This is a genomic window from Dactylosporangium sp. CA-233914 (genome assembly GCF_050942935.1).
Lineage (GTDB): Bacteria > Actinomycetota > Actinomycetes > Mycobacteriales > Micromonosporaceae > Dactylosporangium.
The window spans coordinates 10,907,599-10,934,097 of the sequence record NZ_CP192030.1 but is presented as its reverse complement, the minus strand read 5'-3'; the positions used below and the strand labels follow the sequence as shown (position 1 = coordinate 10,934,097).

Genomic DNA, 26,499 nt, shown 5'->3' with positions numbered 1-26,499 from the left:
GGCGGCCGGGGCGCGAGGCTCGGTGGGGAAGGGGGCGCCCCGGCCGGGTGGAACAGGGGGCTACCGGTCGGTGCGGCGGGCCACGATGCGGCGGATGCTCAGGGTGCGCATCAGGGCGTCCCATGACCGGCCGATCGCCAGGGTCGCCGAGCTCGAGCGCGTCGAGAAGCCCGTGCGCCAGCGGCGCAGGACCGACGGGGGCAGCAGCCGGGCCGAGAGGCGGACCTGGCGGGTCGCGTTCGCCGCGAAGGACGACTCCACGGCCGAGATCGCGGAGCGCAGCTCGCCCCCGGTGAGCGGCTGCCGGGCATACCGGGCGTGCTCCTCCGCGGTGCTGATGAGCCGGACCCCGGACTCGGCCTGGTCGCGCAGCCGCTCCTTCTTCACGAGCCGCTCGACCGTCGCCCGGGGCGTCTCCGCCTCGTCGACCGGAATGCGGTAGTCGACCATCGTGTCGATGAGCTCGTCCCACGCGCGGTGGGCCTCGTCGCGCGCCACGCCCATCGTGCGCTCGTCGGGAATGACGGTCATGACGGGGCCGTCGGCGCTCAGGGTGGGGGAGAAGGAGGCGACGGGCTCGGCGACGGTGAGGCGCCGGCGCCGGGTCCGCGTGCGGGCCAGGCCGGGCGCGGCCAGGAGCAGGGCCAGGGTCAGCATGGTGATGAGCGAGACGCCGTACGCGCTCATCACGAAGTTCCCCGCGCGGGCGAGCGTCGAACGCTGCTCGTCCCCGTCGGTCGTCGACGTGTCGCCCGGGTTGTCGTGCGCGCCGGTCGTGGTCGGCGCGGCCGACTCGGAGCTCTGTGCGCGCGGATCGTTGCCGGGGCGGTCGACCGGGTCGTCGCCGGTGACGGCGCCCGCGGCCGGCAGGTACGACGTGGCGACCGACCCGCTGATCGAGGTGGACGGGGTCGCGTCGAAGGGCAGCCAGCCGAAGCCGGGGAAGTACACCTCGGTCCAGGCGTGCAGGTTGAAGTTGGTGAGCGTCATCGTGTTGCCGGTGCGGTTGCCGCCCCGGGCGAAGCCGAACGCCACCCGCGCCGGGATCTTCGCCTCGCGCAGCAGCCAGCCGAACGCCGCCGCGTATTGGGCGCAGTACCCGCGCTTGTTCTGCAGGAAGTCGACGATCTTGGTGCCGCTCGTGTCCGCGCCGGTCGTGGTGTCGTACTGGAACCCGTTGTCCGGCGAGAAGAAGTCGTAGATCGCCTTGACCTTGTCGTACTCGTTGTTCTTGCCCTTGGTCAGCTCCTCGACCTTGTTCTTGACGAACGTGTTGGCCGGGGCCGTGGCGAGGTCCTTCAGCAGCGGGTCGTTGGCGTTGAGCGGCCCGGCCTCGCGCAGCTGCTCGGGCGTGAGCTCCGCGCGCTGGTAGGTGATGTTGAAGCTCTTCTTGGCCGTCGTGTCCTTGTTGGAGTACACCACCGCGGTCTTGGGGTCGAAGGCCCACTGGTTGCTGAGCTTGTCGACCTTGGTCGGCCAGGTGTAGATCGGCATGAAGCTGATCGCGAGCTCGTTGGTGACCTCGATCTTGGCCTGGTGGGTGCTCGACTTCACCGATGGGCCCCACTCGGGCTTGCCGAAGCCGTTGTTGACCGGCCCGCCGCCGGTGATCGGCTTGGGCCCGAAGCCCTTCGAGGTGAGCTCCTCGAGCACGTTGAAGCGCAGGTAGAACGGGTGGTCGTCGTCGATGTTGGTCACCTTGACCATGTCGAACGCCTTGTCCCGGTTGAGCTGGCCGGACAGCAGCGCGAACATGCTCACCGACTTGCCGTTGCGCCCGTTGCCGATCCCGGAGCCGCCCCCGCCGCCGGCGCCCGCGCCGAACGTGTCGAGCACCCCGGCGGGCATCGCGAACGGTATGAGCGGGATGAACACGGCCGCGGCGACGCTGATCGCGCCGAGGCGCTGGCCGGCCGCGGCGAGCGGCGAGGGCTCCCACAGGTCCACGTCGCGCCCGTCGCCGGTGAAGCGGCGGCCGAAGCGGCGTACCCGGTCGACGTTGTCGGTGACCAGCAGCCACAGGAAGCCGATGGCGCCGAGCGCGAACGGTATCGGGTTGGTGGTGTCGGTGTCGACGGTGACCGGCACCGAGTAGATGGCGAGCATCGGCAGGCCGGCGAGCGCGGGCCGGCGGATGACGACCGCGAAGAAGTCCACGAGCAGCGCCACGGCGGCGACGCCGAGCGCGGCCAGGAAGAGGAAGCCCTCCCGGTCGCCCACCGGCGTCGCGTATTCGCTCATCTCCTCCGACGCCGTGCGCAGCAGGGAGCCGAAGTGCGCGATCGTGCCCGGCGACGGGATGATCCCGAGGAACTCCTCGTGGCTGGGGAAGAGCCAGGTGAGCGAGACCAGCCCGGTCAGGGCCATCGCCGCCGTCGGCGCCCAGGCCGGCGCGCGCAGGCCGCGCACGAGCAGCCCGACGCCGGCCATGACCGCGACGACCAGGAAGGCCCGGATCGCCCAGGTGTAGTGGTCGAAGACGTTGACCAGCGGCAGCGACGCGAGGAACGCCGAGCCGGCCGCGATCAGCGTCAGGTGCTTGCGTTGGTTCACCGGACGCCCCCAGCGACGCTCTCCGCGGACGCGGCCCGCCAGGCGAATCCCTGCGAACCCCGACCGGTCTGCGGCCACAGGGCCGGCAGTTTGGCCCCGTGCGGCACTTCCACGACCCGCCACCCGCTGCGCAGCAGCGCGAGCGACGCGACGCCGTGCGCCTGGTCGGCCTCCTCGCGCGCCGCCGTGGGCAGATTGAGCCAGGTCGAGGAGTCGATGAACAGCGCGACGCAGGTCGCGTTGTTGGAGCGGAACGAGGCCAGCAGCTCCGCCTCGGCCGAGGACAGCATCCCGAAGATGCCGATGATCAGGCCGCCGTCGCTGCGCCGCCGGACGCGCTCGATGAGCGCGGCGATGTCGCCGCGCTGGGCCAGCCGCACGTCGGCGAGCTGGTCGAGCAGGGGGCCGTCGCCGTCGATCTCGGTCGCGTCGACGTCCACGCCGGCGTCGGTGACGAGCCGCATCTTGTACCCCGCGTGCCGCAGGTGCACCGCGATGCTCGCCGCCGCCGAGACCGCCCACTCGAAGCTCGCCGTCGGGCCCTCGCCGCGGTGGGCGGCGGCGCGGGTGTCGAGCACGACCGTGGCGCGGCTCTCCCACGGCTGCTCCTCGCGGCGGACCATGAGCTCGCCGGTGCGGGCCGTGGAGCGCCAGTGCACCCGGCGCAGGTCGTCGCCGTAGCGATACTCCCGCGTCGCCGCGTCGTCCTCGCCGTGCACGGCCACCGACCGGGCCCGGCTCTCCCCGGAGCCGGCGAACTCGCCGGCGAGGCGGACCGAGGGCAGCGGCACGACCTGCGGGATGACGGTGAGGCGGTCCACGGACGGGAAGGCCCGGGTCAGCTCGCACAGCCCGAACGGGTCGGTCAGGCGCACGACCAGCGGGCCGACCTCGTAACGGCCGCGCACGTCGGCGCGCACCGTGTAGGCCACCGAGCTGGCCTGGTGCGCGCCGAGCCGCTCCAGCACCAGGCGCGGCCGGCTGCCCAGCGCGTAAGGCAGCCGGTCCTCCAGCAGCATCGTGCCGGTCGGCAGCCGGGACAGGTTCTGCAGGCGCAGGATGACCCGCGCGCTCGCGCCGACCTGGACGCGGTGCGGGTCGAGGGTGCGGCTGCACGACAGGCGGTAGCGGGTCCGCCCGACGTAGGCCGCCGAGAGCAGGGGCAGCGCGGCGAGCAGCAGCGCCACGCGCAACAGGTCGCGCTCGCCGAGGATCAGCGCGGCGATGAGGGCCGCTGCGGCGGCGGCCAGGAAGCTACGGCCCCGGGTGGTGAGCCCCCGCAGCGCCTCTCGCATGCTCAGCGGCCCCCGTACTGCTGCGGCCGTGGCGGCCGGGTGTCATACGGCGAGCGCTGCTGGCGATCCGACGGCAGCGGCAGCCGGTGCACGAGCTCGGCGATGATCGCGTCCGTCGTGCGGCGCGACAGCTGGGCCTCGGCCGTGGGGATGACGCGGTGGGCGAGGACCGGCACGGCGAGCGCCTGCAGGTCGTCGGGGAGCACGAACTCGCGCCCCTCGATGGCGGCGACGGCCCGGGCGGTGCGCAGCAGCTGCAGCGTGGCGCGGGGGGAGGCGCCGAGGCGCAGCTCGCCGGACTCGCGGGTGGCGGTGACGATGTTGACCGCGTACTGCTTCACAGCGTCGGCGACGTGCACGTCGCGGACCGTGGCGATCATCCGGCGCATCGTCGAGGCGTCGGAGACGGGGGCGAGGTCGTCCAGCGCGTCGTGGCGGCCGTGGACGTCGAGCATGGCCAGCTCCGCACCCATGTCGGGGTAGCCCATCGCGATCCGGGCGGTGAAGCGGTCGCGCTGGGCTTCGGGCAGCGGATACGTGCCCTCCATCTCGATCGGGTTCTGGGTGGCCACGACCATGAAGGGCACCTGCAGCGGATACGTCGCGCCGTCGATGGTGACCTGCCGCTCCTCCATGCTCTCCAGCAGCGCCGACTGGGTCTTGGGCGAGGCCCGGTTGATCTCGTCGCCGACGACGATGTTGGCGAACACCGCGCCCGGCTTGAACTCGAAGTCGCGGGTCTCCTGGTTGTACACACTCACGCCCGTCACGTCCGAGGGCAGCAGGTCGGGCGTGAACTGGATGCGCCGGACCGAGCAGTCGATCGAGCGGGCGAGCGCCTTGGCGAGTTTGGTCTTGCCGACGCCGGGAACATCTTCGATGAGGAGGTGGCCCTCAGCGAGCAGAACCGCGAGAGCGAGCCGCACCGTCGCGGTCTTGCCCTCGATGACCTGTTCGATGTTGGCGACGATCGCATCGGTCGCGGCGCGGAACTCGGGCGCTGGTAGCGGGGCGCCGAGTTCCTCGAACGTGCGGTGCCTGGTCAACTGGCCTCCTCATGATCGTGCCGTGGCCACCGTTAGGTGTAAGACCCATAGGTGAACCGCCCGGTTGCAGGAAAACGTTGTCATCGGCGTGCAACCAAGCCGTCGTACCCCCTCAGGCTAGCGGGGGAATCGACGTGGCGCCGGACGGGAATTAGCCGATTGCGGACATCCCGCCCGGCCCGGCGCGGCGAGTTTTTGCAACGCCCGGACGTACCCGTGCAAAACCCCGGTAAACGGGCGCTCAGCGTGTCGGCCGCCGTCGATTGGGGCAAACTGGGGCCCGTGGACGCCGGACAACTTCTGAACGGCCGGTACCTCCTCGCCGAGCGGCTGGGGGAGGGGGGGCATGTCGGTGGTCTGGCGGGCCCACGACCGGGTGCTGGGCCGGCAGGTCGCGGTCAAGGTGCTCGCCGCCCGCCTCGCCGGGGACGCCGACTGGCGCCGGCGGATCCGGCTGGAGGCCCGTGCGGCCGCGCGTCTGACACATCCGAACATCACCAATGTGTACGACTACGGCGAGACTTCGGATCACGCCCCGTTCGTCGTCATGGAGCTGTTGCGCGGCCCGAGCCTCGCCGAGCGCCTCCGCGGCGGCCCGCTGCCCCCGCCCGTGGCCGTGCGCATCTGCGCCGAGGTCGCCGCGGGCCTGGCCGCCGCCCACGCCGAGGGCCTGGTGCACCGTGACGTCAAGCCGGCCAACGTCATGCTCACCCCGGACGCGGCGAAGGTCCTCGACTTCGGCATCGTCGGGATCGTCGGCATCCCCGACGAGGACGACGCCGAGCAGGTGCTGGGGACCCCGGCCTACCTGGCCCCCGAGCGCCTGATGTCCGGGTCGGTCACGCCCGCGAGCGACGTGTACGCGTTCGGGCTCCTGCTGTACCGCTGCCTGACCGGCCGGCTGCCCTGGAACGGCGAGACGACGACGCAGATGGTCGCCGCGCACGTCAGCGTCGCGCCGGCGCCCCTGCCCGAGATCCCCGACCTCCCGCCCGGCGTGCGCGAGCTGTGCATGCGGTGCCTGGCCAAGAACCCGGCGGACCGCCCGGAGGCCGTCGTGGTCGCCGCCCGGCTGGCCCGGGCCGCGGGCATCGTTGCGCGTTTCTCGGTCGTACCGCAGCAGCCCGCGCCGGGCGAGCCGGAGCCGGAGCACACCACGCGGCTCGTGCCGCTGCCCCTGCTGCCGGGCGTCTCCCCGGACGCGACCGAGCCGGCCGAGCGCCCCGGCGCCCGCCGCCGTGTCCTGCTCGGCGTCGGCGCCCTGACCGGCGTCGCCGCGCTGGTCACGGCCGTCGCGCTGGCCGGCTCCGACGGCGCACCCCAGGTCAGCGCCGATCCGGCGTCCCCCATTCCTATTATCTCTGCATCCGCCGTCACCGACCCGACGCCGGCCGCGGCGGCGCCGACACCCGCGATCACGCCCGTGCGCGCCGAGGACGAGGACGGGGACGACCAGGGCGGTGTGCCGCCGGCGGGCACGAGCGTGCCGATCGGCGGGGGCGTGGTCGTGGCCGCCTGCGCCGGGAAGAAGGTCAGCGTGCTGCAGGTGCGTCCGGCCGCCGAGCTGGTCCAGGCCGACCTGGGCGTGCACACCAAGGCGCGGGTCGAGTTGCGCAAGGCGGGCCAGCGGCTGCGGTACGACGTGATCTGCGACGGCGGCGGATCACTCATTGTGAGCATGCACTAGCGCAGCGTGATCTCTCGATGGGTGGGCCGGGAAACGCCTCGCGGCCTGCGGTACACTGCGGGTATGACTCGGGTGTTCTCGCTTCTTAGCGAGCCGTGCTGACGCGAATCCAACTCGCGACAGCGCGGCGACCCCTCCTGCGTGAGGGGTTTTTTCATGCCCGGACAATGCTAGGGAAGATCCCAGACCATACCCGAGACCTAGGGTGGCGACAGTCATGAGCGAGGCAGTGACCGACGGAGCGGTCGACATCCCGCCGTACCGGTACACCGCGGCGATGGCGGCGGATATCGAGGCGTGCTGGCAGGACTACTGGTCCGAGCACGGCACCTTCCACGCGCCGAACCCGACCGGCCCGCTCAGCGACCCGAACCACCCGCGCGCCGGCGCGCCGAAGCTGTACGTGATGGACATGTTCCCCTACCCGTCGGGCGCCGGGCTGCACGTCGGGCACCCGCTGGGGTACATCGGCACGGACTGCTACACGCGTTACTTCCGCATGGCCGGCTACAACGTGCTGCACCCGATGGGGTTCGACTCGTTCGGCCTGCCCGCCGAGCAGTACGCGGTGCAGACCGGCACGCACCCGCGGACCACGACCGAGGCGAACATCGAGCGGTACCGCACCCAGCTGCGCCGCCTGGGCCTGGCCTACGACGACCGGCGCAGCGTCGCCACCACGGACACCGAGTTCTACCACTGGACCCAGTGGATCTTCCTGAAGATCTTCAACTCGTGGTTCGACGCGGAGCAGGGCAAGGCCCGCCCGATCGAGGAGCTGGTCGAGGAGTTCGCCGCCGGCACGCGGGTCACGCCCGACGGCCGCGCCTGGGACGCGCTGAGCGCGGTCGAGCGGCGCCAGATCGTCGACGACCACCGGCTGGCCTACATCTCCGAGGCCCCGGTCAACTGGTGCCCGGGCCTGGGCACGGTGCTGGCCAACGAGGAGGTCACCCCGGACGGGCGCAGCGAGCGGGGCAACTTCCCGGTCTTCAAGCGCAGCCTGCGCCAGTGGATGATGCGCATCACCGCCTACGGTGACCGCCTGCTGGACGACCTGGACCGGCTGGACTGGCCGGAGAAGGTCAAGGCCATGCAGCGCAACTGGATCGGCCGGTCCCGGGGCGCGCACGTCGACTTCACCCTGCAGTCCGGCGAGTCGATCCGGGCCTTCACCACCCGCCCCGACACGCTGTTCGGCGCCACCTACATGGTGCTGGCCCCGGAGCACGCGCTGGTCGATTCGATCGTGCCGGCCGCCTGGCCCGAGGGCACCAATGAGAAGTGGACCGGCGGCGCGGCGAGCCCGGCCGAGGCGGTCGCGGCCTACCGCGCGTTCGCCGCGGCCAAGACCGACGTCGAGCGCCAGGCCGACGCCAAGGAGAAGACGGGCGTCTTCACCGGGGCGTATGCGACCAACCCGGTCGGCGGGCGCAGCATCCCGGTCTTCATCGCCGACTACGTGCTGGCCGGCTACGGCACCGGCGCGATCATGGCGGTCCCCGGCCAGGACGAGCGCGACTGGGAGTTCGCCGAGGTCTTCGACCTGCCGATCATCCGCACCGTGCAGCCGGCGGAGGGCTTCGACGGCAAGGCCTATACGGGCGAGGGCCCGGCCATCAACTCCACCGCACCTGACGGATTCAGCCTGGACGGGCTGCGCGTGGCCGAGGCCAAGGCGAAGATGATCGAGTGGCTGGAGGCGAACGGCCACGGCGTCGGCGCCATCACCTACCGGCTGCGCGACTGGCTGTTCAGCCGCCAGCGCTACTGGGGCGAGCCCTTCCCGATCGTCTACGACGAGACCGGGATGCCGATCGCGCTGCCGGAGTCGATGCTGCCGGTGACCCTGCCCGACGTGGAGGACTTCTCGCCGCGCACGTTCGACGTCGACGACGCCGACAGCATGCCCGAGACGCCGCTGTCGCGCGCCAAGGAGTGGGTCGAGGTCACCCTGGACCTGGGTGACGGGCCGCGGACGTATACCCGCGAGACCAACGTGATGCCGCAGTGGGCCGGCTCGAGCTGGTACGAGCTGCGCTATCTGGACCCGGCCAACGCCACGAAGCTGGTCGACCCGGCCAACGAGCGCTACTGGATGGGCCCGCAGCAGCCCGGCGACGTCGGCGGCGTCGACCTGTACGTCGGCGGCGTCGAGCACGCGGTGCTGCACCTGCTGTACGCGCGCTTCTGGCACAAGGTGCTGTTCGACCGCGGTTTCGTGTCGTCCGAGGAGCCGTTCCGCAAGCTGTTCAACCAGGGCTACATCCAGGCGTACGCGTACAAGGACGCCCGCGGCGTGTACGTCGAGGCCGAGCGGGTCGAGGAGCGTCAGCCCGGCAAGTACTTCTTCGGCGAGGCGGAGGTCAGCCGGGAGTACGGCAAGATGGGCAAGTCGCTGAAGAACGTCGTCACGCCCGACGAGATGTGCGAGCGGTACGGCGCCGACACCTTCCGCGTCTACGAGATGTCGATGGGCCCGCTGGACGTCTCCCGCCCGTGGGAGACCCGTGCGGTCGTCGGCGCCCAGCGGTTCCTGCAGCGGGTCTGGCGACTGGTCGTCGACGAGCAGACCGACGCCCTGCGGGTCACCGACGACGCGCCGGACGAGCAGACCCGCCGGTTGCTGCACCGGGTGGTCGACGGCGTCCGCGCCGACATCGAGGAGATGCGCTTCAACACCGCCATCGCCAAGATGATCGAGCTGACCAACCGGGTCACCCAGGTCGCCTCGGCCGGCACCCCCCGCGAGGTCGCCGACCCGCTGGTGCGCATGATCGCGCCGTTCGCCCCGCACCTGTCCGAGGAGCTGTGGCAGCGGCTGGGCAACGAGACCTCGGTCGCCTACGCCGGCTTCCCGGTCGCCGACCCCGCGTTCCTGGTCGCGGAGTCGGTGACGTACCCGGTCCAGGTCAACGGCAAGGTCCGCGGCACGTTCGACGTGGCGGCCGACGCCGACGAGGCCACGGTCCGCGCGGCGGCCCTGGACGCGGTGGCGGAGCAGTTGGCGGGCAAGACCCCGAAGAAGGTCATCGTCGTCGCCGGCCGCATGGTCTCCGTCGTCGTCTGACACCGGGTCGAGGGCCGGCCCCGCCCCGGGGCCGGCCCTCGGTCACGCCCTGTAGTGCTCGGCGACCGCGGCGAACGCGGCCTTGGGCTCCCAGGGCAGGCCCGGATACGTCGAGCCGTCGCGGTCCTCGTACACCTTCACGATGCCGACGCCGGCCAGGTCGAGGTCCTGCCGCGGGTCGTCGGGCCGGTGCGGGTAGTTGTAGAGCGCGAAGAGATACACGAACGCGCTGTCGACGCCTTCGGAGTCGAAGATCTCCAGCAGCTCGCGCAGGTACGCCGCCTGCCCGGCCTCGTCCCGCTCGTAGCCGTCCTTCACCCGCACCGGCAGGCCCGTGGCCGGGTCGTGCTCGACGATCTCCATGCTGCGCGGCGCGTCGTCGCCCGCCCCGCGCCAGGTCGCGGTGCCGAATCCGGTCGCCGCGACCGGCTTGCCCCGCGCGACCAGCGACCGCACCCCCTCCCGGAACTGCCCGGCGACGGCCGCCGACCGGATGAGTTCGAGGGCCACGAAGTCGAACCGGTCCCAGTCCGGGTTCTCCAGCGGAATCGCCGCGTACGTCACCTTGCCGTGGAAGCGTTGCCGGATCGCCGGCACGACCGCGGCGAAGAACGCATCGAGGCGCCCGCCCAGCTCGGCGATCAGCGTGCGGTCGCCGAACAGCCGCCCGAGCCGCGCCTCGATGTCGTCGCCCTCGATGAAGCCGCGGTTCATGATGGTCAGCTCGACCCCGGCGACGAACACGACCTCGGCTCCGCCGGCCCGCAGCCGCTCGGCCCGCTCGGCGCAGTCCAGCAGCAGCGCGCGGATCCGCTCGGGCGTCAGCTCCAGCGGGTACGGCGAGAACCACACCTCCAGCCCGAGCCCCGCCGCGAGGTGCCCGGCGAGCTCCAGCCGCTCGGGGTCGCCGCCGACGAGCTGCACCGCGGTGCAGTGCAGGTCGTCGCGGATGATTCTCAGCTCCCGCTCGACCAGCCCGGCGTCGAAGCGCTCGCGGGAGCTCCGGCCCTTGTGGACGAAGCCGGTGTCGTACGTCATGCCCTTGGCCCGCATCGTGTGGTCCCTTCCGTTCGGGTGGCCTCTCGACGGTACGCATAAAAATTGCGTGTACGCAACTTTGCGTGCACGCAGAAATACTGGCAGACTGAACGGATGGGACTGCGGGAGCGCAAGAAAGAGGCGACGCGGACGGCCCTGCGCGAGGCGGCGCTGCGGCTGGCCCTGGAGCACGGCCCGGACAATGTGCGCGTCGACGACATCGCCGAGGCGGCGGGCGTCTCCCCGCGGACGTACAACAACTACTTCGCCAGCCGCGAGCACGCGATCGTCGCCGCGGTCACCGCCGAGCGCCAGTCCCGCGTGGCGGCCGCCGTCATGGCCCGCCCGCCGGAGGTCCCGTTGTCCGCGGCGGTCACCGACGCCGTGGTGGGGCAGCACCTGGACCCGGCCCCGGAGTCCGCCCGTGCGCTGCTGATGATCACCGCGAGCCCGGCCCTGCGCGCGACCTACGTGCAGATCGTGTCGGCGATCGAGGAGCCCCTGGCCGCGGCGATCGCCGAGCGCTCGGGCGTCGATCCCGCGACCGCCGAGGTCCTGGCCGCCAGCGTCGGCGCCGCCGCCCGCCTCGCCCTGAGCCGCTGGCTGCAGCAGACAACAACGAGCCCGTCGGCGACCGGCCTGGTCGTGCCGACGGGCTCGCTGCCCGATCTGATGCGCGCCGCGCTGGCCCCGCTGGGCCCCGCCCTGGACGCGGCGGCGGAGTAGGAGCTACCTGGCGACGGCGGTCAGGCGCTCGTTGCGCAGCGCCGTCGGCCAGCGGTCGTTGATCGGCTCCATCGTCAGGCCCGTGGCCCAGCGCAGCAGCAGGTCCGCGATCGCGGGGTTGCGCGCCAGCGCCGGCCCGTGGGAGTAGGTGCCGAGGATCCGCCCGTTCCAGGCCCCCTCGGACTGCCCGTCGTTGCCGATCCCCGTCGTCACCCGGGCGAGGGGCTTCACCCCCGGGCCGAGGTGGGTGCGGCCGCCGTGGTTCTCGAACCCGGTCAGCGTCGGCAGGCCCAGCGCCGGATGCACCTCGCCCGCCAGCTCGCCGACGGCGCGGGACTCGCCGCGGTCCGAGTCGATGTCCAGCAGCCCCAGGCCGGGGTACTTCGCCCCCTTCGCGAAGAACGAGTGCCCCAGGAGCTGGTATCCGGCGCAGACCGCGAAGACCGTCGCGCCCCGCTCCACGGCGCGGCGCAGGCCGCCGTCGTTGCTCAGGCGCTGCGCGGCCAGCGCCTGCGGGCCGTCCTCGCCGCCGCCGATGAGATACACGTCGCCGTCGGCCGGCACCGGGTGGTCGGCGCGCACCTCGGCGCACTGCACCGGCAGGCCCCGCAGGTCGGCGCGGCGGGCCAGGATGAGCAGGTTGCCGCGGTCGCCGTAGGTGGACAGCAGATCGGGATACAGCCAGATCAGGCGCAGATGCGACTCAGTTGACACGGTCCAGCTCCGCTCGGATGTCCTGGAAGGCGCTGTAGTTGGCGATGACCTCGAGGCGGCCGGGGGGCACCAGCGACAGGGCCTGGCCGAACGAGCGCACCGGCTCGAACGCCACCTCGTTGACCTCCAGGCGCACGGCGAGGTCCATGGCCCGGTCGCCGGTGATGAGCACGCGGCGGCCCCGCAGCGAGGAGAAGTCGACGTCGTAGAGCCACGACGTGTCCAGGCCGTCGGGGTCGCGGGCGTTGATGGACAGCAGGGTGGGCACGTCCTCGGCCATGTCGAAGGACTCCAGCCAGCCGGCCGGGTTCTTGGCCAGCAGCAGCCGGATGACGCGCCCGTCGCGTTGGACGGTGGCGTAGCGGCCGGCGACCGAGGCGACCTTGGCCAGCTCCGGGACCGCCTTCGCGGACGGCACGCCGAAGTGCGCGGCGACGGCCAGAGCGGTCGCCGCGTTGGCGCGGTTCACCCGGCCGGGCAGCTGCAGGGTGATCTGGTGGTACGTCCCCGTGTTGTCGACCACCCCGTCCCCGCTGACCGTCCAGTGGGGGACCGGCCGGGTCAGGTTGCCCTCCACGCAGGCCCACTGCTCGCCGTTGCGCTCGATCGAGGCGCCGCACTCCGGGCACACCCAGGAGTCGTCGTGGAAGCGCTGGCCGGCCGCGACCCACGTGACCGGGGTGCCCTGGGCCACGGCCTTGCCCGCGGCCCAGACCACCATCGGGTCGTCGGCGTTGGCGACGAGGTGCAGGCCCCGGCCGGGCAGCGCGTCGCGCCACAGGGCCGCCATCATGGCGACCTCCTTGGCCCGGTCCAGCTGGTCGCGGCTGAGGTTGAGCAGCGCGACGACCTTCGGGCGGGTCTGGTCCAGCACCTGCTTGAGGTAGTGCTCGTCGACCTCGAGCACCGCATACGGCGTGGCGCCGGCCTTGGCCAGCGCCGAGGTGTGCCCGGTCGGCATGTTGGCGCCCAGGCTGTTGGTGGCGACGGGGCCGAGCACGCCCATCGCGGCGGCCGTGAGCCGGGTCGTGGTCGTCTTGCCGTTGGTGCCCGAGACGAGCGCGATCTCCCGGCCGGCGGCGAGCTCGGCGAGCAGGTTCGGGTCGATCATGAGGCCGATCCGGCCGCCGATGACCGATCCGTCGCCCCGTCCGGTGGCGCGTGACAGCGCGGCAGCACCGCGCGACAGTGAGGTGGCGAGCTTGGCCCGCATCGGCAGCTTGTTGTCCGTCATCTCGCTTCCACGGTGTTGGCGATGCGCTGACCCTACCCGCAGCGCGCGACACCCCCCAACGGGTCCACAGGTTCCCCGCGACCGCCCCACTTTCCTCCACCGCGGCCCCTGTCAAGCCCCTCCCTGCGGGGAACTCCGCCTTGCTGGGGCTTATGTCGGTTTTCTGGGGCGCGGAGAACGCCCTCCGCCGATCGGGTACGCCCGGGCTCCTCCACCCGGCTCCACCCCATTTGACGTGGGAATTCTTCACAGGCGGCCGCGCCGGATCGGGCGGTTTTCCGTTGACGGTGGAGGGAAGTGGAGTACAGTGGAGCGCGATGGCGGAGCCGGGGGGCTCGGCCGGCCCCGGGGGGACCGTTCGCGGTGGGAAGGGGTGGATGCCGCGTGTTTCTGGGCACCCACACTCCCCGTCTCGACGACAAGGGCCGGTTGATCCTGCCGGCCAAGTTTCGGGACGAGCTGGCGGGAGGTGTCGTGATCACCAAGGGACAGGAGCGCTGCCTCTACGTGTTCCCCGGCGCCGAGTTCGCCCGGATCGCCGAACAGCTTCGCGCCACACCGATGACGCACAAGGCCGCCCGGGCCTACAGCCGGGTGTTCTTCGCCAGCGCCCACGACGAGGTTCCCGACCGCCAGGGCCGGGTCACCATCCCGCAGCATCTGCGTGAGTATGCCGGGCTGGACCGCGACCTCGTGGTGATCGGGGCGAGCACCCGGGTAGAGATCTGGGACCGGCAGGCGTGGGACACCTACCTCGCCGAGAGCGAGGAGGACTTCGCGGGCATCGAGGAGGGGGTGCTGCCGGGAGGGCTGTGAGGTCCAACTGCAGTTACCGACTTTGAGGCCGCCGTACCGGCAGCTCTCCAGCCGCTCAGAGTTTCTCGAAGTCCTGACGCCACTTCCCCGGCGCCAGGGCGGGGGCGGATGGGGAGCTGGCGGTACGGCGCTCGCGCACTTACGGCACCGCCGGGCACGGCGGCACTGAAAGCACCACGGCGGGCCGCGAACCCGCCGCCGGCAGGGGGTCGACGATGGGGGAGCGGGACGTTCACGTGCCCGTGCTGCTCGAGCGCTGCCTCGAGCTGCTGTCCCCGGCGCTGACCCGGCCGGGCGCGCTGTATCTCGACGCCACGCTCGGCCTCGGCGGCCACGCCGAGGCGGTGCTGCTGGCGCACCCGCAGGCCCGGCTGCTGGGCCTGGACCGCGACCCGCAGGCCCTGCGCCTGGCGGGGGAGCGGCTGGCGCCGTTCGCCGACCGGATCCGCCTCGTGCACGCCGTCTACGACGAGCTGCCCGAGATCCTCGGCGGCGAGGGGATCGACGCCGGACTGTTCGACCTGGGCGTCTCGTCGATGCAGCTCGACGAGGCCGAGCGCGGCTTCGCCTACGCCCGGGACGCACCACTGGACATGCGCATGGACCCCACGACCGGCACGACCGCGGCCGAGGTGCTCAACACCTACAGCCACGGCGAGCTGACCCGGGTCCTGCGCGTGTACGGGGAGGAGAAGTTCGCCTCCCGCATCGCCGCGTCGATCGTCCGGGAACGGGAGACCTCGCCGCTGGCCAGCTCGGCCCGCCTCGCCGAGCTCGTCCGCGAGTCCATTCCCGCACCCGCCCGGCGCACCGGCGGCCATCCGGCCAAACGCACCTTCCAGGCGCTGCGCATCGAGGTCAACCGCGAGCTCGCGGTCCTCGAGCGGGCGATCCCCGCGGCGCTCTCCGCGCTGCGGCCCGGGGGGCGGCTGGTCGTGCTGTCGTACCACTCGCTCGAGGATCGACTGGTCAAACGGGCGATCGCGGAGCGGACCCGCTCGGCCGTCCCGGTCGAGCTGCCGTTCGAGCCGCCCGGCAGCGAACCGGAGCTGCGGGCGCTCACCCGGGGGGCCGAGCTCCCCGGCGCGGCCGAAACAGCGGCCAACCCGCGCGCGGCTTCGGTGAAGCTGCGCGCCGTGGAACGCAAGAACCGTCCGGCTCCGTCTGGGAGTCGGACAGACACACTGGGGGAGGTGTGAGTGAACGTGACGACATTGCCGGCGAACCGGCAGCGCAGGAGTCAGCAGAGTGCACCGCGGTCGGGGGGCCGGATCACGGGGCGCGACGCTGAGCAGTTCGAGCAGCATCGACGGGACCACCCCATCGACGGCGCGACGGCACTCCAGCCGGAGCACGAGATCATCCATGACACGACCGCACCCGAGGCCGGGCAGCCGAGCAGGCCGAGGCGGGAGCCGGAGGCCCGGCCGTCGTCCTCCGGGCTGCGGGTGGCACCGCCGGCGCCGGTCAGCGCGCCGCGGGCGCCGTTCGTGGCGCTCGTGCTCGTGCTCGTGCTCTCGGGCGTCGTCGGCATCCTCGTGCTCAACACGCGGATCGCCGAGAACGCCTTCAAGCTCGACGCGTTGAAGACCAAGCAGGCCGGCCTCGACCGCGACGAGGAGCGGCTGCGCAGCGACCTGGCCAACAAGGAGTCGCCGGTCACCCTCGCGTCCCGGGCGAAGCAGCTGGGCCTCGTGCCGTCGCGCACGCCGGCCTTCCTGGTGCTGCCCGACGGCACCAAGCTCGAGATGCCTGGTCCGAGCAAGTAAACGCAACTGCCAGGGATCCATCGCTGCGCAGCGGACGAAGGAACGGAAGTCGGGACATGGCTGGCGACACTCCTGATCGACGGGGCGCGAGCGAACGGCGCGGGGGCGCCGGACGCTCCGCCACGACCCCCGGGAGTGACGCCGGCCGGAAGCGAACGGGCGGTCGCGCCGGCGCGGGGGGTGCCGGTGCCTCCGCCCGTTCCCGCGGCGGCGCGCCGGAGGAGCCGTCGCTGCGCGGGACGATGTCGGAGGCGAAGCGGTTCACGCCGCGTGGCCGCTCCGTCCGCGACGCCTCGGTGGAGGCCGGCGGGCGGGGCGACCCGTTCCGCCCGGCCCTCGAGGTCATCCAGGGCGGCCGCAGCGAGCAGCCGCGCCGGACCGACCCCACGAGGAAGGATCCGACCCGGGCGGAACCGAACCGCAAGGATCCCGTCCGTAAGGAACCTGTCCGCTCGATCCGGCGCAACGCGCAGAAGTCCGCCGAGGAGCCGCCGCGGCAGCGCCGGGCGGCGGCCGCGCCGGCGAAGCGGCTCGGGCCGAGGAAGAGCCCGCCGCTCAGGAAGCCGCACAAGCAGAGCCGGGTGACCGTACCCCGGCTGGCCCGCCCGATCCGCACCAGCCTGCCCAAGCTCGCCGAGCCGCGCCGCCGCCTGCGCCTGGCCACCGTGATCGCGCTGGCGATGTTCGTCGTCATCGGCGGCCGCCTGGTGCAGCTGCAGCTCACCGACGCCAGCGCCTACGCCGCCGCGGGGCTCAAGGATCGCCTCGTGCCCGCGGTGCTGCCCGCCGCCCGCGGCTCGATCCTCGACCGCAACGGCAAGATCCTCGTGCACTCGATCGAGACGCGCTACGTCGCCGCCGACCCGATGGCGGTCAAGGACCCGGAGGCGCTGGCCGACAAGCTCTTCGCGATCCTCGACAAGTACGGCGTGCCGCGCTCCGACATCCTGCGCAAGATCACCCCGCACAAGACCGCGGACGGCAGGACCAACGCGCGCTTCGAGTACCTGGTGCACCAGATCGACGTGGCCGACGGCGACCGGATCGAGGCGCTGCGTGTCGGCGCGCTCAAGGTCGCCCGCGACGAGCGGCGCGAGATCCCCGGGTACGACCTCGCCTCCAACGTCATCGGCTTCACCTCGCGCACCGACCTGTCCGGGCAGATGGGCATCGAGCAGCAGTACGACTCGGTGCTGCGCGGCGTGGACGGGCTGCACATCTACGAGCACGGCGAGGGCGACCTCGACAAGCCGCTGCCGTACGGCTACGAGGAGCTCAAGCCGGCCCGCCCGGGCAGCTCGGTGGAGCTCACCATCGACGCGGATCTGCAGTACTCCGTGCAGAGCGCCCTCGGCGAGCGCATGGGGCCGCTCAAGGCCGACTTCGCCACCGCCATCGTGCTCGACGCGCGCACGATGGAGGTGATGGCGATGGCCAGCTACCCGGGCTTCGCCGCCGCCGCCCTGCCCAGCGACAAGGACCTGATCAAGGACCAGTGCACCGCGACGGTCTTCGACCCCGGCTCGATCCACAAGGCGATCGTCATGGGCGCGGCGCTCCAGGAAGGGATCATCACCCCGACGACGGCGGTCACGGTGAACTCGAAGGTGAAGAAGGGCGACACCACCTACACCGACCACCCGCCGCAGAAGGATGGCACCCCGATGACCATCCCGGGCATCCTGGCGCTGTCCTCCAACGTCGGCACCATCGCCGTGGCCGACCGGCTCGGCAAGGACAAGCTGTACGAGTACCAGAAGAAGTTCGGCCTGGGCTCGCGCACCGGCGTCGGGCTGCCCAACGAGTCGCCCGGGCAGTTGCTGCCGCCGAATCAGTGGAGCGGCTCCAGCCCGGGCTCGATTCCGATCGGCAACGGCGTGGCCACGACAGCGATGCAGATGGCGGCGGTGTACGGCACGATCGCCAACGACGGCCTCTACGTCCAGCCGACCCTGGTCCGCAAGATCATCTCGCCGGACGGCTCCGCCTCGAAGCCGCCGGCCCAGCAGACCCGCCGGGTGCTCGACCCGAAGGTCGCGCAGGAACTGCGGGTGATGCTCGAGGGCGTGACCACGCTCGACGACGCCACCGGCCGCCAGGCGGCCATCCCGGGCTACCGGATCGCGGGCAAGACCGGCACCTCGAAGATGCCGCAGAACGGCGGCTACGCCCCGGGTGAGGTGGTGTCGTTCATCGGCATGGCACCGGCCGAGGCGCCGCGCTACGTGGTCGCGGTCACCGCGCACGTGCCCGGCGGCGCGGGCGGCTCGGTCGCCGCGCCCGCGTTCAAGGAGATGATGGCGCTGACGCTGTCCAGTTTCGGGGTCACCCCGACCGGCACCGAGCCGCCGAAGCTCTCGATCTACCCGTGACACCGGCTCATGAGCCCCACGGCCGGGCGGGTAGGGTCTGACCCCGTGCCCGGCTATCCCCGTCCGCGGAATGTTCGCCCCGTGCTCATCGCCGAGCTGGGTGGCGAGTCTGGAGATGTCGCGGTCACTGGGGTAACACACAGTAGCGCATCGGTTCTTCCGGGTGATCTCTATGCCGCCCTGCCCGGCGCACGGGTGCACGGGGCGCAGTTCATCCCCGAGGCGCTGCGGCGCGGCGCGGTCGCGGTCCTGACCGACCCGGCGGGCGTGCGGCCCGAGGCCGGGATCCCTTTCATCGTCGTGGACAAGCCCCGCGACGTGCTCGGCGACGTCGCCTCCAAGGTGTACGGCGAGCCGACCCGCCGCCTGACGACCGTCGGCATCACCGGCACCGCGGGCAAGACGTCGACCACCTACCTGATCGAGGCCGGGCTGCGCGCCGCCGGTCAGGTCACCGGCCTGATCGGCACCGTCGAGACCCGGCTGGGCGACCTGAGCGTCGAGAGCGTCCGGACCACCCCGGAGGCGACCGACCTGCACGCCCTCTTCGCCGCGGCCCTGGAGCGCGGCGTACAGTCCGTGGCGATGGAGGTCTCCAGCCACGCCCTGGAGGTCGGGCGGGTCGGCGGTGTCCGCTTCGCCGCCGCCGGATACACCAACTTCGGCCTCGACCACCTGGACTTCCACCCGTCCGTGGAGGCGTATTTCGCGGCCAAGGCGCGCCTGTTCGACGGCCGGGCCGCCGTCGAGATCTTGAACTTCGACGATATGTCGGTAATGCGACTGCGCAAGCCCACCTCCTGGACCTACTCCGTAGCGGGTGAACATCCGATTCAGGGGGACTCCGCGGACTTCGGTGTCTCCGGCGTGACCACCGACGGCTATGGTCAGGCCTTCGACGTGCACTGGCGCGGCCGCACCGTGCGCAGCGGCGTCCAGCTGCCCGGGCGGCACAACGTCGCCAACGCGCTGCTCGCCGTCGCCTCGCTCGTCGCGGTCGGCGTCGACCTCGACGTCGCCGCGCGGGCCGTCGCGCAGGCGCCCGGCTCGCCCGGGCGGATGGAGCGCGTCGACGTCCCCGGCGAGGTGGTCGGCGTGGTCGACTACGCGCACAAGCCCGACGCCATGGTCGAGGTGCTCAAGGCGCTTCGCGGGCTCGCCACCGCGCGCGGCGGGCGGGTGATCTGCGTGGTCGGCGCCGGCGGCGACCGGGACCGCGGCAAGCGCCCGCTCATGGGCCGCGCCGCCGCGCAGGGCGCCGACCTGGTGATCGTTACCGACGACAACCCGCGCACCGAGGACCCGGCCGCGATCCGCGCGGAGGTGCTGACCGGCGCCGGGGACGGCCCGGCCGGCGTGGTCGAGGTCGGCGGGCGCCGCGACGCGATTGCCTACGCGGTCGCCGAGGCCAAGCCCGGCGACGTGGTGGCGCTGCTGGGCAAGGGGCACGAGCGCGGCCAGGAGATCGGCGGCGAGATCCTGCCGTTCGACGACCGGGTCGAGCTGGCCGCGGCGCTGCGGGAGGCGGCCTCATGATCGCGATGACCCTGGGCGAGATCGCGGCGATCGCCGGCGGGCAGCTGCATGACGCCGACGCGGCCGCGGTCGTCGACGGCCCGGTGGAGTACGACTCCCGCAAGGTCGGCCCCGGCAGCCTCTTCGTGGCCTTCGCCGGGGCGAATGTCGACGCCCACGAGTTCGGCCCCAAGGCGATCGCCGACGGCGCCACCGGCGTCCTCGGCAGCCGCGCGGTCCCCGGCGTGCCCACGATCGTGGTCGACGACCCGCGCCACGCGCTGGGGCTGCTGGCCCGGGCGGTGCTGGATCGGCTCCACGAGGCCGGCGGGCTGACCGTCGTCGCGCTGACCGGCTCGTCGGGCAAGACCAGCACCAAGGACCTCGTCGCCCGGCTGCTGTCCGCGCACGGGCCGACGGTGGCCACCGCCGGGTCGGAGAACAACGAGCTCGGCACGCCCTGCACGGTGCTCAAGGCCGATGAGCGGACCCGCTTCCTGGTCCTCGAGATGGGCGCACGCGGGGTCGGGCACCTGCGCTACCTCTGCCGGATCGCCCCTCCGGACATCGCCGTCGTGCTCAACGTGGGCGTCGCGCACATCGCCGAGTTCGGCTCGGTCGAGGGCATCGCCCAGGCCAAGGGCGAGCTGGTCGAGGCGCTGGGCCCGGGTGGCGTCGCGGTGCTCAACGCCGACGACGAGCGGGTCCGGACGATGGCGGCCCGCACGGGGGCCCGCGTGCTGCTGGCCGGCGAGGCCGCCGACGCCGAGGTCCGCGCGAGCGACGTCGTGGCGCTCGACCGGGGCCGGTTCGGCTTCACCCTGAACATTCCGGGCGCGCCGGCGGCGACGGTCCGCCTCGACGTCGCGGGCCGCCACTGCGTCGGCAACGCGCTGCACGCCGCGGCCGTCGCGGCGCTGGCCGGCATGCAGCCGGCCGAGATCGCCGCCGGACTCGGCGATCTCGAGGGCTTGTCGTCCCGAAGGATGGACGTCTTCGACCGTGCCGACGATGTCACGGTCATCGACGACTCGTTCAACGCCAACCCGGCGTCCATGGCGGCCGCGCTGCGCGCGCTCGTCGCGGTGGCCGGCGGGCGGCGCAAGATCGCCGTGCTCGGCTTCATGGCGGAGCTCGGCGGCTACGAGCGAGCCGGGCACGAGGAGGTCGGTCGCCTTGCCGCGGAGCTCGGCGTCGATCGTCTCGTGGCCGTCAGCGAGCAGGCCGCGCCGATCCTGGACGGAGCGGCTGCCGTGGCGAGTTGGGGAGGAGACTCGGTGCTCGTGACCGATCAGGAGGCCGCCGTGGCGCTGCTGCGCGCCGAGCTGCTTCCGCGCGACGTGGTCCTCGTCAAGGGATCGCGGTACCGGACCTGGGACGTCGCCGACGCCCTGCGCGCCGAAGGTGCTTTCAAATGAGGGCCGTCTTCGTCGCGGCCTTCGTGGCGTTTCTCATCTCGCTGTTCGGCACGCCGATCGCGATCAAGTACTTCACCCGCCTGAAGGCCGACCAGCCGATCCGTAGCGAGGGCCCGCAGACCCACCTGGGCAAGAAGGGCACGCCCACGATGGGCGGCGTGGTGTTCATCTTCGCCACGTTGGTGGCCTACACCGGTGGCCACATCGCGCTCACCACGCTGCCCGACAAGCAGCTGCGCCCGACCGGCCCGACCGCCACCGCCGTGGTGCTGCTCGGACTGTTCGTCTTCACCGGCCTGCTGGGCTTCCTGGACGACTACCTCAAGGTCGCCAAGCGCAACAGCGACGGGCTCAACAAGCGCGGCAAGCTCATCGGCCAGGCGCTCATCGGCGCCATCTTCGGTGCCATCGCGCTCTACGTGCCGGCGACGCAGACCGGCCGCCAGGTGATCACCACCGTGGCGAGCCCGAAGCTGTCGTGGGTGCACGACGTCGACTGGCTCAACATCGGCAAGATCGCCGCGGTGATCTTCTTCGTGTTCGTGGTCATGTCGATGTCCAACGCGGTCAACCTGACCGACGGCCTCGACGGCCTGGCCACGGGCACCTCGATCCTGGTGCTCGTCAGCTACATGGCGATCGCGTTCTGGCAGTACCGGCACTGGTGCGCCGATGCCTCGTACCAGGCCGGCTACTGCTACGACGTGCGCGACCCGCTGGAGATGGCCCTCATCGCCGGCGCCGCCGTCGGCGCGCTGGTGGGCTTCCTGTGGTGGAACACGTCCCCGGCGCGGATCTTCATGGGCGACACCGGCTCGATGGCGCTCGGCTCGCTCATCGCCGGGCTCGCGGTGGCCACCAAGACGATCCTGCTGCTGCCGCTGCTCGGCCTGCTCTTCGTCATCATCGTGGTGACCTGGGTCATGCAGATCGGCTCGTACCGCACGACGGGCAAGCGCATCTTCCGGATGGTCCCGCTCCAGCACCACTTCGAGCTGGCCGGATGGAGCGAGGTCAACATCGTCGTGCGCTTCTGGATCATCGCCGGCCTCGGCGTGGCGGCCTCCCTCGGCCTCTTCGCCGCGGACTTCCTGCGGGTCATGAGCGGCGCGTCGTAGCGCGCGGCGGCGCGCTCCAGCCGGAATGATGGCCCCATGAGGAGCGATGGGGAGGAAGTTCCGGGCGACGGCGGGTGGCTCGGCAACCTGGTCGGCTCGCTGCGCGGCCTGCTGGACCGCCCGCTCGCGTCCTACTACCTGCTGCTGTCCAGCGTCGGGCTGCTCGTGTTCATCGGCCTGGTCATGGTCTTCTCGGTGACCAGCGCCGGCAGCTACGCCGCCACGGGCAGCCCGTTCACCTCGATCGCCAAGCAGACGGCCTCGGCGGTGGTCGGGCTGGGCGCGTTCTGGGTCTGCCAGCGGCTGCCGGTGCGCACCTTCCGCGCCGTGGCGATCCCGCTGCTGCTCGCCGCGTTCGCGCTCATGAGCTTCGTCGACCTCATGGGCTGGCTTTCCGCGCGCCGCACGCCGCCGGGGGCCACCAAGATCAGCTGGATCCATCTCGGCCCGATCTGGGTCGAGGACCTGTGGCTGCACCTCGGCAGCCTGCAGCTGCAGCCGGCCGAGCTGGCGAAGATGGCGCTGGTCATCTGGGGCGCGGACCTGCTCGTGCGCAAGGGCCGGACCATCATGACCTGGCGCGAGCTGCTCATCCCGCTGTTCCCGGTGACCGTCACCCTGCTGCTGCTCGTCGGATACAACGACCTCGGCTCGATGATCTGCATGGTCGTGCTCTTCACCGGCCTGCTGTGGGCGGCCGGGGCCCGGCTGCCGGTCTTCGCCTGGCTCGGCTCGTTCTTCCTCGCCGGCGTGGTCGCACTCATCCTGCTGCCGGCGAACAAGGACTACCGGCTGGACCGGCTCAAGGTCTTCTTCGACCCGAGCATCGACCCGGACGCGAAGGCGGGGCGCTACCAGTACCTGCGCGGCCTGTGGGCGGTCGCCGACGGCGGCTGGTTCGGCGTCGGCCTCGGTCAGGGCCAGCTCAAGTGGGGCCGGCTGCCCAACGCGCACAACGACTTCATCTTCGCCATCGTCGCCGAGGAGCTCGGCGTGGTCGGGTGCATGGTCGTGCTGCTGGTCTTCGGCATGCTCACGTACACCGGCCTGCGCATCGCCCGCCGCGTCGAGGACCCGTTCCGCCGCCTGGTCGCCGCCGCGATCACGATCTGGTTCGTCGGCCAGGCGATCATCAACATCGGCGGCGTGGTCGGCCTGATGCCGATCACTGGCCTGCCCCTGCCGTTCATCTCCGACGGCGGGAGTGCCCTGGTGGTCGCATTGGGTGCCGCCGGCATCCTCACCTCCGCCGCCCGCGCGGAGCCGGATTGCGCGCGAGCCATGCACGCGCGTCCGCCGCGTAAATGGGTGCGACTACTCTGGGCGCCGTTGCCGCCGCTTCCGCGCGCCCGCGAGGACGGCGACGGCACGGACCCCTCGACACGCACGGCGGGCCGGCCCACCCTCACCGGGTCGCCCCGCGGAAGGAGCACCTGATGGCAGCGCTGCGCTCGGTGGTGCTGGCCGGCGGAGGCACGGGTGGGCACATCTACCCGCTGCTCGCCTTCGCCGACTGCCTGCGCAGGCACGACCCCGACGTCCGCATCACCTGTATCGGCTCGCCCAGCGGGATGGAGAACGACCTCATCCCGCCGCGCGGATACGACCTGCGGCACGTCCCGGCCTACCAACTGCCCCGCTCGGTCAACCTGAACCTGGTGCGCACCCCGGACCGGATGTGGAAGGCGGCCCGGGCCACCCGCGCCATCCTCGACGAGGTCAACGCCGACGCGGTCGTCGGCTTCGGGGGATACGTGTCGGTCCCGGCCTACCTCGCGGCGTGGCGGCGCAAGACACCGACCGTGATCCACGAGGTCAACGTGCCCATCGGCGTGGCCAACAAGATGGGCATGCGCGTCACCAGGCACATCGTGCTGGGCTTCCCCCATCAGGCGCGGCAGATGCCGGCCGTGGCGCACGCCGAGGTGGTGGGAGTACCCCTGCGGCGCAGCATCGCCACCCTCGACCGCGCCGCGCGCCGCGCCGAGGCCCGCCGCTACTTCGGCCTCGACCCGAACCTGCCGACGCTGTTCGTCTTCGGCGCGTCCTCCGGCGCCCGCTCGATCAACAACGCGGTGGCGGGCGCGGCCAAGGCGATCACCTCGGCCGGCGTCCAGGTGCTGCACATCATCGGCGCCCGCAACGAGGACTTCGACGTCCCGGCCGGGCTGGCGGCGCCCTACGTGCGCGTCAAGTTCCTCTCCGAGATGGAGCTCGGCTACGCCGCCGCCGACCTGGCCCTGTGCCGCGGCGGCGCGATGACCTGCGCCGAGACCGCGGCGATCGGCATGCCGGCGGTTTACGTGCCGCTGCCGTGGGGCAACGGCGAGCAGCGGCGCAACGCGCTGCCCGTGGTCGAGGCCGGCGGCGGCCTGATCGTCGAGGACGGTGACCTGACGCCCGAGCTGATCGCGCAGACCGTGGTGCCGCTGGTCCGCGACGGCGCCCGGCTTGCCGCCATGAGCCGCGCGGCGGCCGGATACGGCCGCCGCGACGGCGATGAGGCCCTTCGCCGATACTTGCTGAAGGTGGTCGGGGCATGAGCGGTCCGGAGCGAAGCGGAGTGGCCGCTCATAGGGGCTCAGGGGTTTCAGGCCTGCACCGGAGCGAAGCGGAGGGGCTGGCATGAGCAGTACGGAGCGAAGCGGAGTGGCTGCTCACGAGGAGCCCGAGCGCGGGCTCACCGCGGAAGAGCTGGGCCGGGTCCACCTGGTGGGCGTCGGCGGTGTCGGCATGAGCGGGCTCGCCCGGCTGCTGCTGACCCGCGGCATCCCGACCTCGGGCAGCGAGCTCAAGGAGTGGCCCCACCTGGCGGCCCTCAAGGCGCTCGGCGGCACCATCTACCGCACCCACACCCCGTCCAACCTGGACGGGGTGGACACGGTGGTGTACTCCACCGCCATCCCCAAGGACCACATCGAGCTCGTCACCGCCCGCGAGCGGGGCCTGCGCGTGCTGCACCGCTCGCAGGCCCTGGCCGCGACGATGACCGGCCGGCGCAGCATCGCCGTGGCCGGCACGCACGGCAAGACCACCACCACGTCGATGATCACGCTGATTCTCCAGCACGCCGGGCTCGACCCGTCGTTCGTGATCGGCGGCGAGATCTCCGAGGTCGGCTCCAACGCTCACCACGGCAGCGGCGAGCTGTTCGTGGCCGAGGCCGACGAGAGCGACCGCTCGTTCCTGCTTTACGACCCGCACGTCGCCGTCGTCACCAACATCGACGCCGATCACCTCAACACCTACGGCGACCTGCAGGGGCTCGAGGACGCGTTCGTCGAGTTCTGCGGCCGGGTGCAGCCGGGCGGGTTCGTGGTGACCTGCGCCGACGACGCCGGGGCGATGCGGATGGCGGTGCGGGCCCGCGCGGCCGGCATCGACGTGGTCACCTACGGCATCGCGCCCGACGCCGACCTGCGCATCAGCGAGGTGCGCTCCGCGGCCACCGGGGTGCGCTACATGGCCCACCACGGCGGCGTCTCGCTCGGCGAGGTGTTCCTGCCGGTGCCGGGCGCCCACCTGGGCCTCAACGCGGCCGGCGCGATCCTCACCGCGCTGCGGCTGGGAGTGCCGGCCGAGACCGCGATCGAGACCCTGGCGACGTTCCCGGGCGTGCGGCGGCGCTTCGAGTTCAAGGGCGCCGAGGCCGGGGTGCGGGTCTACGACGAGTACGCCTACCACCCGGTGCCGATCGCCGCGGCGCTGCGCACGCTGCGCGATGTGGCCGGCGACGGGCGGCTCGTGGTGGTGTTCCAGCCCTACCGGGTGTACCGCACCCGCGACTTCCAGGCCGAGATCGCGGCGGGCCTGTCGCTGGCCGACGAGGCCGTGATCATGGAGGTCTTCGGGCCCGGCGAGGTCCGCGAGCCGGGGGAGGGCGGCGTGGCGCTCACCGCCGCGGTCGACCTGCCCGAGGATCGCAAGGTCTTCGTGTCCTCCTGGGAGGACGTGCCCGGCGAGGTGGTGGCCCGGGTCCGCGAGGGCGACGTGGTCGTCACCATGGGCGCGCCGCCGATCTCGCTCATGGGCGAGGAGCTGCTCGCGGCGCTCAAGGGCGGCGAGGCCGAGGGATACGTGGGCCGGCACTCGCGGGCCGACGGCTGAAGCCGGCCTGGAGAGGGTTGA

19 protein-coding genes are annotated in these 26,499 nt (G+C 72.2%); 13 read left to right on the top strand and 6 right to left on the bottom strand.

Annotation, left to right across the window (positions count from 1 at the left end; all coding sequences use genetic code 11):
- Nucleotides 1–60: 60 nt before the first annotated feature.
- Genes ACQPY0_RS48575 through ACQPY0_RS48565 form a run of 3 tightly spaced genes read right to left on the bottom strand, consistent with a single transcriptional unit; the run spans nucleotide 61 to nucleotide 4,894 of the window.
- A complete protein-coding gene (locus ACQPY0_RS48575; RefSeq protein WP_432977181.1) occupies nucleotides 61–2,553 on the bottom strand; it encodes a transglutaminase TgpA family protein in 2,493 nt (830 codons plus the stop codon).
- Complete coding sequence (locus ACQPY0_RS48570; protein ID WP_432977178.1) at nucleotides 2,550–3,848, bottom strand: DUF58 domain-containing protein; 1,299 nt, start codon at nucleotides 3,846–3,848, stop codon at nucleotides 2,550–2,552. The genes ACQPY0_RS48575 and ACQPY0_RS48570 overlap by 4 nt, the downstream gene beginning before the upstream one ends.
- Before the next feature lie 2 nt (nucleotides 3,849–3,850).
- Nucleotides 3,851–4,894, bottom strand: coding sequence for an AAA family ATPase (locus ACQPY0_RS48565; protein WP_432977175.1), 1,044 nt, complete (start codon nucleotides 4,892–4,894; stop codon nucleotides 3,851–3,853).
- 346 nt (nucleotides 4,895–5,240) lie between these two features.
- Between ACQPY0_RS48565 and ACQPY0_RS48560 the strand changes: the two genes are divergently transcribed.
- Together ACQPY0_RS48560 and leuS are read left to right on the top strand one after the other, a co-directional pair.
- The gene (locus ACQPY0_RS48560; protein WP_432977172.1) at nucleotides 5,241–6,581 is read left to right on the top strand and encodes a serine/threonine-protein kinase; all 1,341 of its coding nucleotides are present in this window, start codon (nucleotides 5,241–5,243) and stop codon (nucleotides 6,579–6,581) included.
- 217 nt (nucleotides 6,582–6,798) lie between these two features.
- Nucleotides 6,799–9,651, top strand: coding sequence for a leucine--tRNA ligase (leuS, locus tag ACQPY0_RS48555; RefSeq protein WP_432977169.1), 2,853 nt, complete (start codon nucleotides 6,799–6,801; stop codon nucleotides 9,649–9,651).
- 42 nt (nucleotides 9,652–9,693) lie between these two features.
- Here leuS and ACQPY0_RS48550 read toward each other — a convergent pair whose 3' ends face one another.
- The gene (locus ACQPY0_RS48550; protein ID WP_432977166.1) at nucleotides 9,694–10,704 is read right to left on the bottom strand and encodes a hypothetical protein; all 1,011 of its coding nucleotides are present in this window, start codon (nucleotides 10,702–10,704) and stop codon (nucleotides 9,694–9,696) included.
- A gap of 99 nt (nucleotides 10,705–10,803) precedes the next feature.
- On the opposite strand from ACQPY0_RS48550, the gene ACQPY0_RS48545 reads away from it, so the two are divergent.
- Nucleotides 10,804–11,415, top strand: coding sequence for a TetR/AcrR family transcriptional regulator (locus tag ACQPY0_RS48545; protein ID WP_432977163.1), 612 nt, complete (start codon nucleotides 10,804–10,806; stop codon nucleotides 11,413–11,415).
- 3 nt (nucleotides 11,416–11,418) lie between these two features.
- Here ACQPY0_RS48545 and ACQPY0_RS48540 read toward each other — a convergent pair whose 3' ends face one another.
- Together ACQPY0_RS48540 and ACQPY0_RS48535 are read right to left on the bottom strand one after the other, a co-directional pair.
- Complete coding sequence (locus tag ACQPY0_RS48540; protein ID WP_432977160.1) at nucleotides 11,419–12,129, bottom strand: type 1 glutamine amidotransferase; 711 nt, start codon at nucleotides 12,127–12,129, stop codon at nucleotides 11,419–11,421.
- On the bottom strand, nucleotides 12,119–13,363 hold the full coding sequence (locus tag ACQPY0_RS48535) for a MurT ligase domain-containing protein (protein ID WP_432977157.1): 1,245 nt from the start codon (nucleotides 13,361–13,363) through the stop codon (nucleotides 12,119–12,121). The genes ACQPY0_RS48540 and ACQPY0_RS48535 overlap by 11 nt, the downstream gene beginning before the upstream one ends.
- Nucleotides 13,364–13,747: 384 nt before the next feature.
- Between ACQPY0_RS48535 and mraZ the strand changes: the two genes are divergently transcribed.
- The 10 genes from mraZ to murC all read left to right on the top strand — a co-directional run bounded on the left by mraZ (nucleotide 13,748) and on the right by murC (nucleotide 26,478).
- On the top strand, nucleotides 13,748–14,179 hold the full coding sequence (gene mraZ, locus ACQPY0_RS48530; protein WP_432977154.1) for a division/cell wall cluster transcriptional repressor MraZ: 432 nt from the start codon (nucleotides 13,748–13,750) through the stop codon (nucleotides 14,177–14,179).
- A 215-nt stretch (nucleotides 14,180–14,394) separates the two neighbouring features.
- Nucleotides 14,395–15,378, top strand: a complete 984-nt coding sequence (gene rsmH / locus ACQPY0_RS48525) for a 16S rRNA (cytosine(1402)-N(4))-methyltransferase RsmH (protein WP_432977151.1) — start codon at nucleotides 14,395–14,397, stop codon at nucleotides 15,376–15,378.
- Between the two features lie 6 nt (nucleotides 15,379–15,384).
- Nucleotides 15,385–15,948, top strand: coding sequence for a hypothetical protein (locus ACQPY0_RS48520; RefSeq protein WP_432977148.1), 564 nt, complete (start codon nucleotides 15,385–15,387; stop codon nucleotides 15,946–15,948).
- Nucleotides 15,949–16,190: 242 nt separating this feature from the next.
- Complete coding sequence (locus ACQPY0_RS48515) at nucleotides 16,191–18,320, top strand: peptidoglycan D,D-transpeptidase FtsI family protein (RefSeq protein WP_432977145.1); 2,130 nt, start codon at nucleotides 16,191–16,193, stop codon at nucleotides 18,318–18,320.
- A gap of 9 nt (nucleotides 18,321–18,329) precedes the next feature.
- Nucleotides 18,330–19,856: a UDP-N-acetylmuramoyl-L-alanyl-D-glutamate--2,6-diaminopimelate ligase gene (locus ACQPY0_RS48510; protein ID WP_432977142.1), complete on the top strand. Its 1,527-nt coding sequence runs from the start codon at nucleotides 18,330–18,332 to the stop codon at nucleotides 19,854–19,856.
- Nucleotides 19,853–21,253: a UDP-N-acetylmuramoyl-tripeptide--D-alanyl-D-alanine ligase gene (locus ACQPY0_RS48505; protein WP_432977139.1), complete on the top strand. Its 1,401-nt coding sequence runs from the start codon at nucleotides 19,853–19,855 to the stop codon at nucleotides 21,251–21,253. The genes ACQPY0_RS48510 and ACQPY0_RS48505 overlap by 4 nt, the downstream gene beginning before the upstream one ends.
- Entirely contained in the window at nucleotides 21,250–22,371 is a 1,122-nt protein-coding gene (gene mraY / locus ACQPY0_RS48500; RefSeq protein WP_432977136.1) for a phospho-N-acetylmuramoyl-pentapeptide-transferase, read from the top strand. The genes ACQPY0_RS48505 and mraY overlap by 4 nt, the downstream gene beginning before the upstream one ends.
- Nucleotides 22,372–22,407: 36 nt before the next feature.
- Complete coding sequence (locus tag ACQPY0_RS48495; protein WP_432977133.1) at nucleotides 22,408–23,808, top strand: FtsW/RodA/SpoVE family cell cycle protein; 1,401 nt, start codon at nucleotides 22,408–22,410, stop codon at nucleotides 23,806–23,808.
- Nucleotides 23,808–24,914 (top strand): undecaprenyldiphospho-muramoylpentapeptide beta-N-acetylglucosaminyltransferase, encoded by a 1,107-nt coding sequence (gene murG / locus ACQPY0_RS48490; RefSeq protein ID WP_432977130.1) that lies wholly within the window; start codon nucleotides 23,808–23,810, stop codon nucleotides 24,912–24,914. Before ACQPY0_RS48495 ends, murG begins: the two co-directional genes overlap by 1 nt.
- A gap of 82 nt (nucleotides 24,915–24,996) precedes the next feature.
- Nucleotides 24,997–26,478 (top strand): UDP-N-acetylmuramate--L-alanine ligase, encoded by a 1,482-nt coding sequence (murC, locus tag ACQPY0_RS48485; protein ID WP_432977127.1) that lies wholly within the window; start codon nucleotides 24,997–24,999, stop codon nucleotides 26,476–26,478.
- Nucleotides 26,479–26,499 lie beyond the last annotated feature (21 nt).

Coding starts and splice junctions, on each gene's coding strand:
- ACQPY0_RS48570 (WP_432977178.1), bottom strand. CDS start 3,848: ATGCGAGAGGCGCTGCGGGGGCTCACCACCCGGGGCCGTAGCTTCCTG.
- ACQPY0_RS48560 (WP_432977172.1), top strand. CDS start 5,241: ATGTCGGTGGTCTGGCGGGCCCACGACCGGGTGCTGGGCCGGCAGGTC.
- leuS (WP_432977169.1), top strand. CDS start 6,799: ATGAGCGAGGCAGTGACCGACGGAGCGGTCGACATCCCGCCGTACCGG.
- ACQPY0_RS48550 (WP_432977166.1), bottom strand. CDS start 10,704: ATGCGGGCCAAGGGCATGACGTACGACACCGGCTTCGTCCACAAGGGC.
- ACQPY0_RS48545 (WP_432977163.1), top strand. CDS start 10,804: ATGGGACTGCGGGAGCGCAAGAAAGAGGCGACGCGGACGGCCCTGCGC.
- ACQPY0_RS48535 (WP_432977157.1), bottom strand. CDS start 13,363: ATGACGGACAACAAGCTGCCGATGCGGGCCAAGCTCGCCACCTCACTG.
- rsmH (WP_432977151.1), top strand. CDS start 14,395: ATGGGGGAGCGGGACGTTCACGTGCCCGTGCTGCTCGAGCGCTGCCTC.
- ACQPY0_RS48515 (WP_432977145.1), top strand. CDS start 16,191: ATGTCGGAGGCGAAGCGGTTCACGCCGCGTGGCCGCTCCGTCCGCGAC.
- ACQPY0_RS48510 (WP_432977142.1), top strand. CDS start 18,330: ATGAGCCCCACGGCCGGGCGGGTAGGGTCTGACCCCGTGCCCGGCTAT.
- ACQPY0_RS48505 (WP_432977139.1), top strand. CDS start 19,853: ATGATCGCGATGACCCTGGGCGAGATCGCGGCGATCGCCGGCGGGCAG.
- mraY (WP_432977136.1), top strand. CDS start 21,250: ATGAGGGCCGTCTTCGTCGCGGCCTTCGTGGCGTTTCTCATCTCGCTG.
- ACQPY0_RS48495 (WP_432977133.1), top strand. CDS start 22,408: ATGAGGAGCGATGGGGAGGAAGTTCCGGGCGACGGCGGGTGGCTCGGC.
- murG (WP_432977130.1), top strand. CDS start 23,808: ATGGCAGCGCTGCGCTCGGTGGTGCTGGCCGGCGGAGGCACGGGTGGG.
- murC (WP_432977127.1), top strand. CDS start 24,997: ATGAGCAGTACGGAGCGAAGCGGAGTGGCTGCTCACGAGGAGCCCGAG.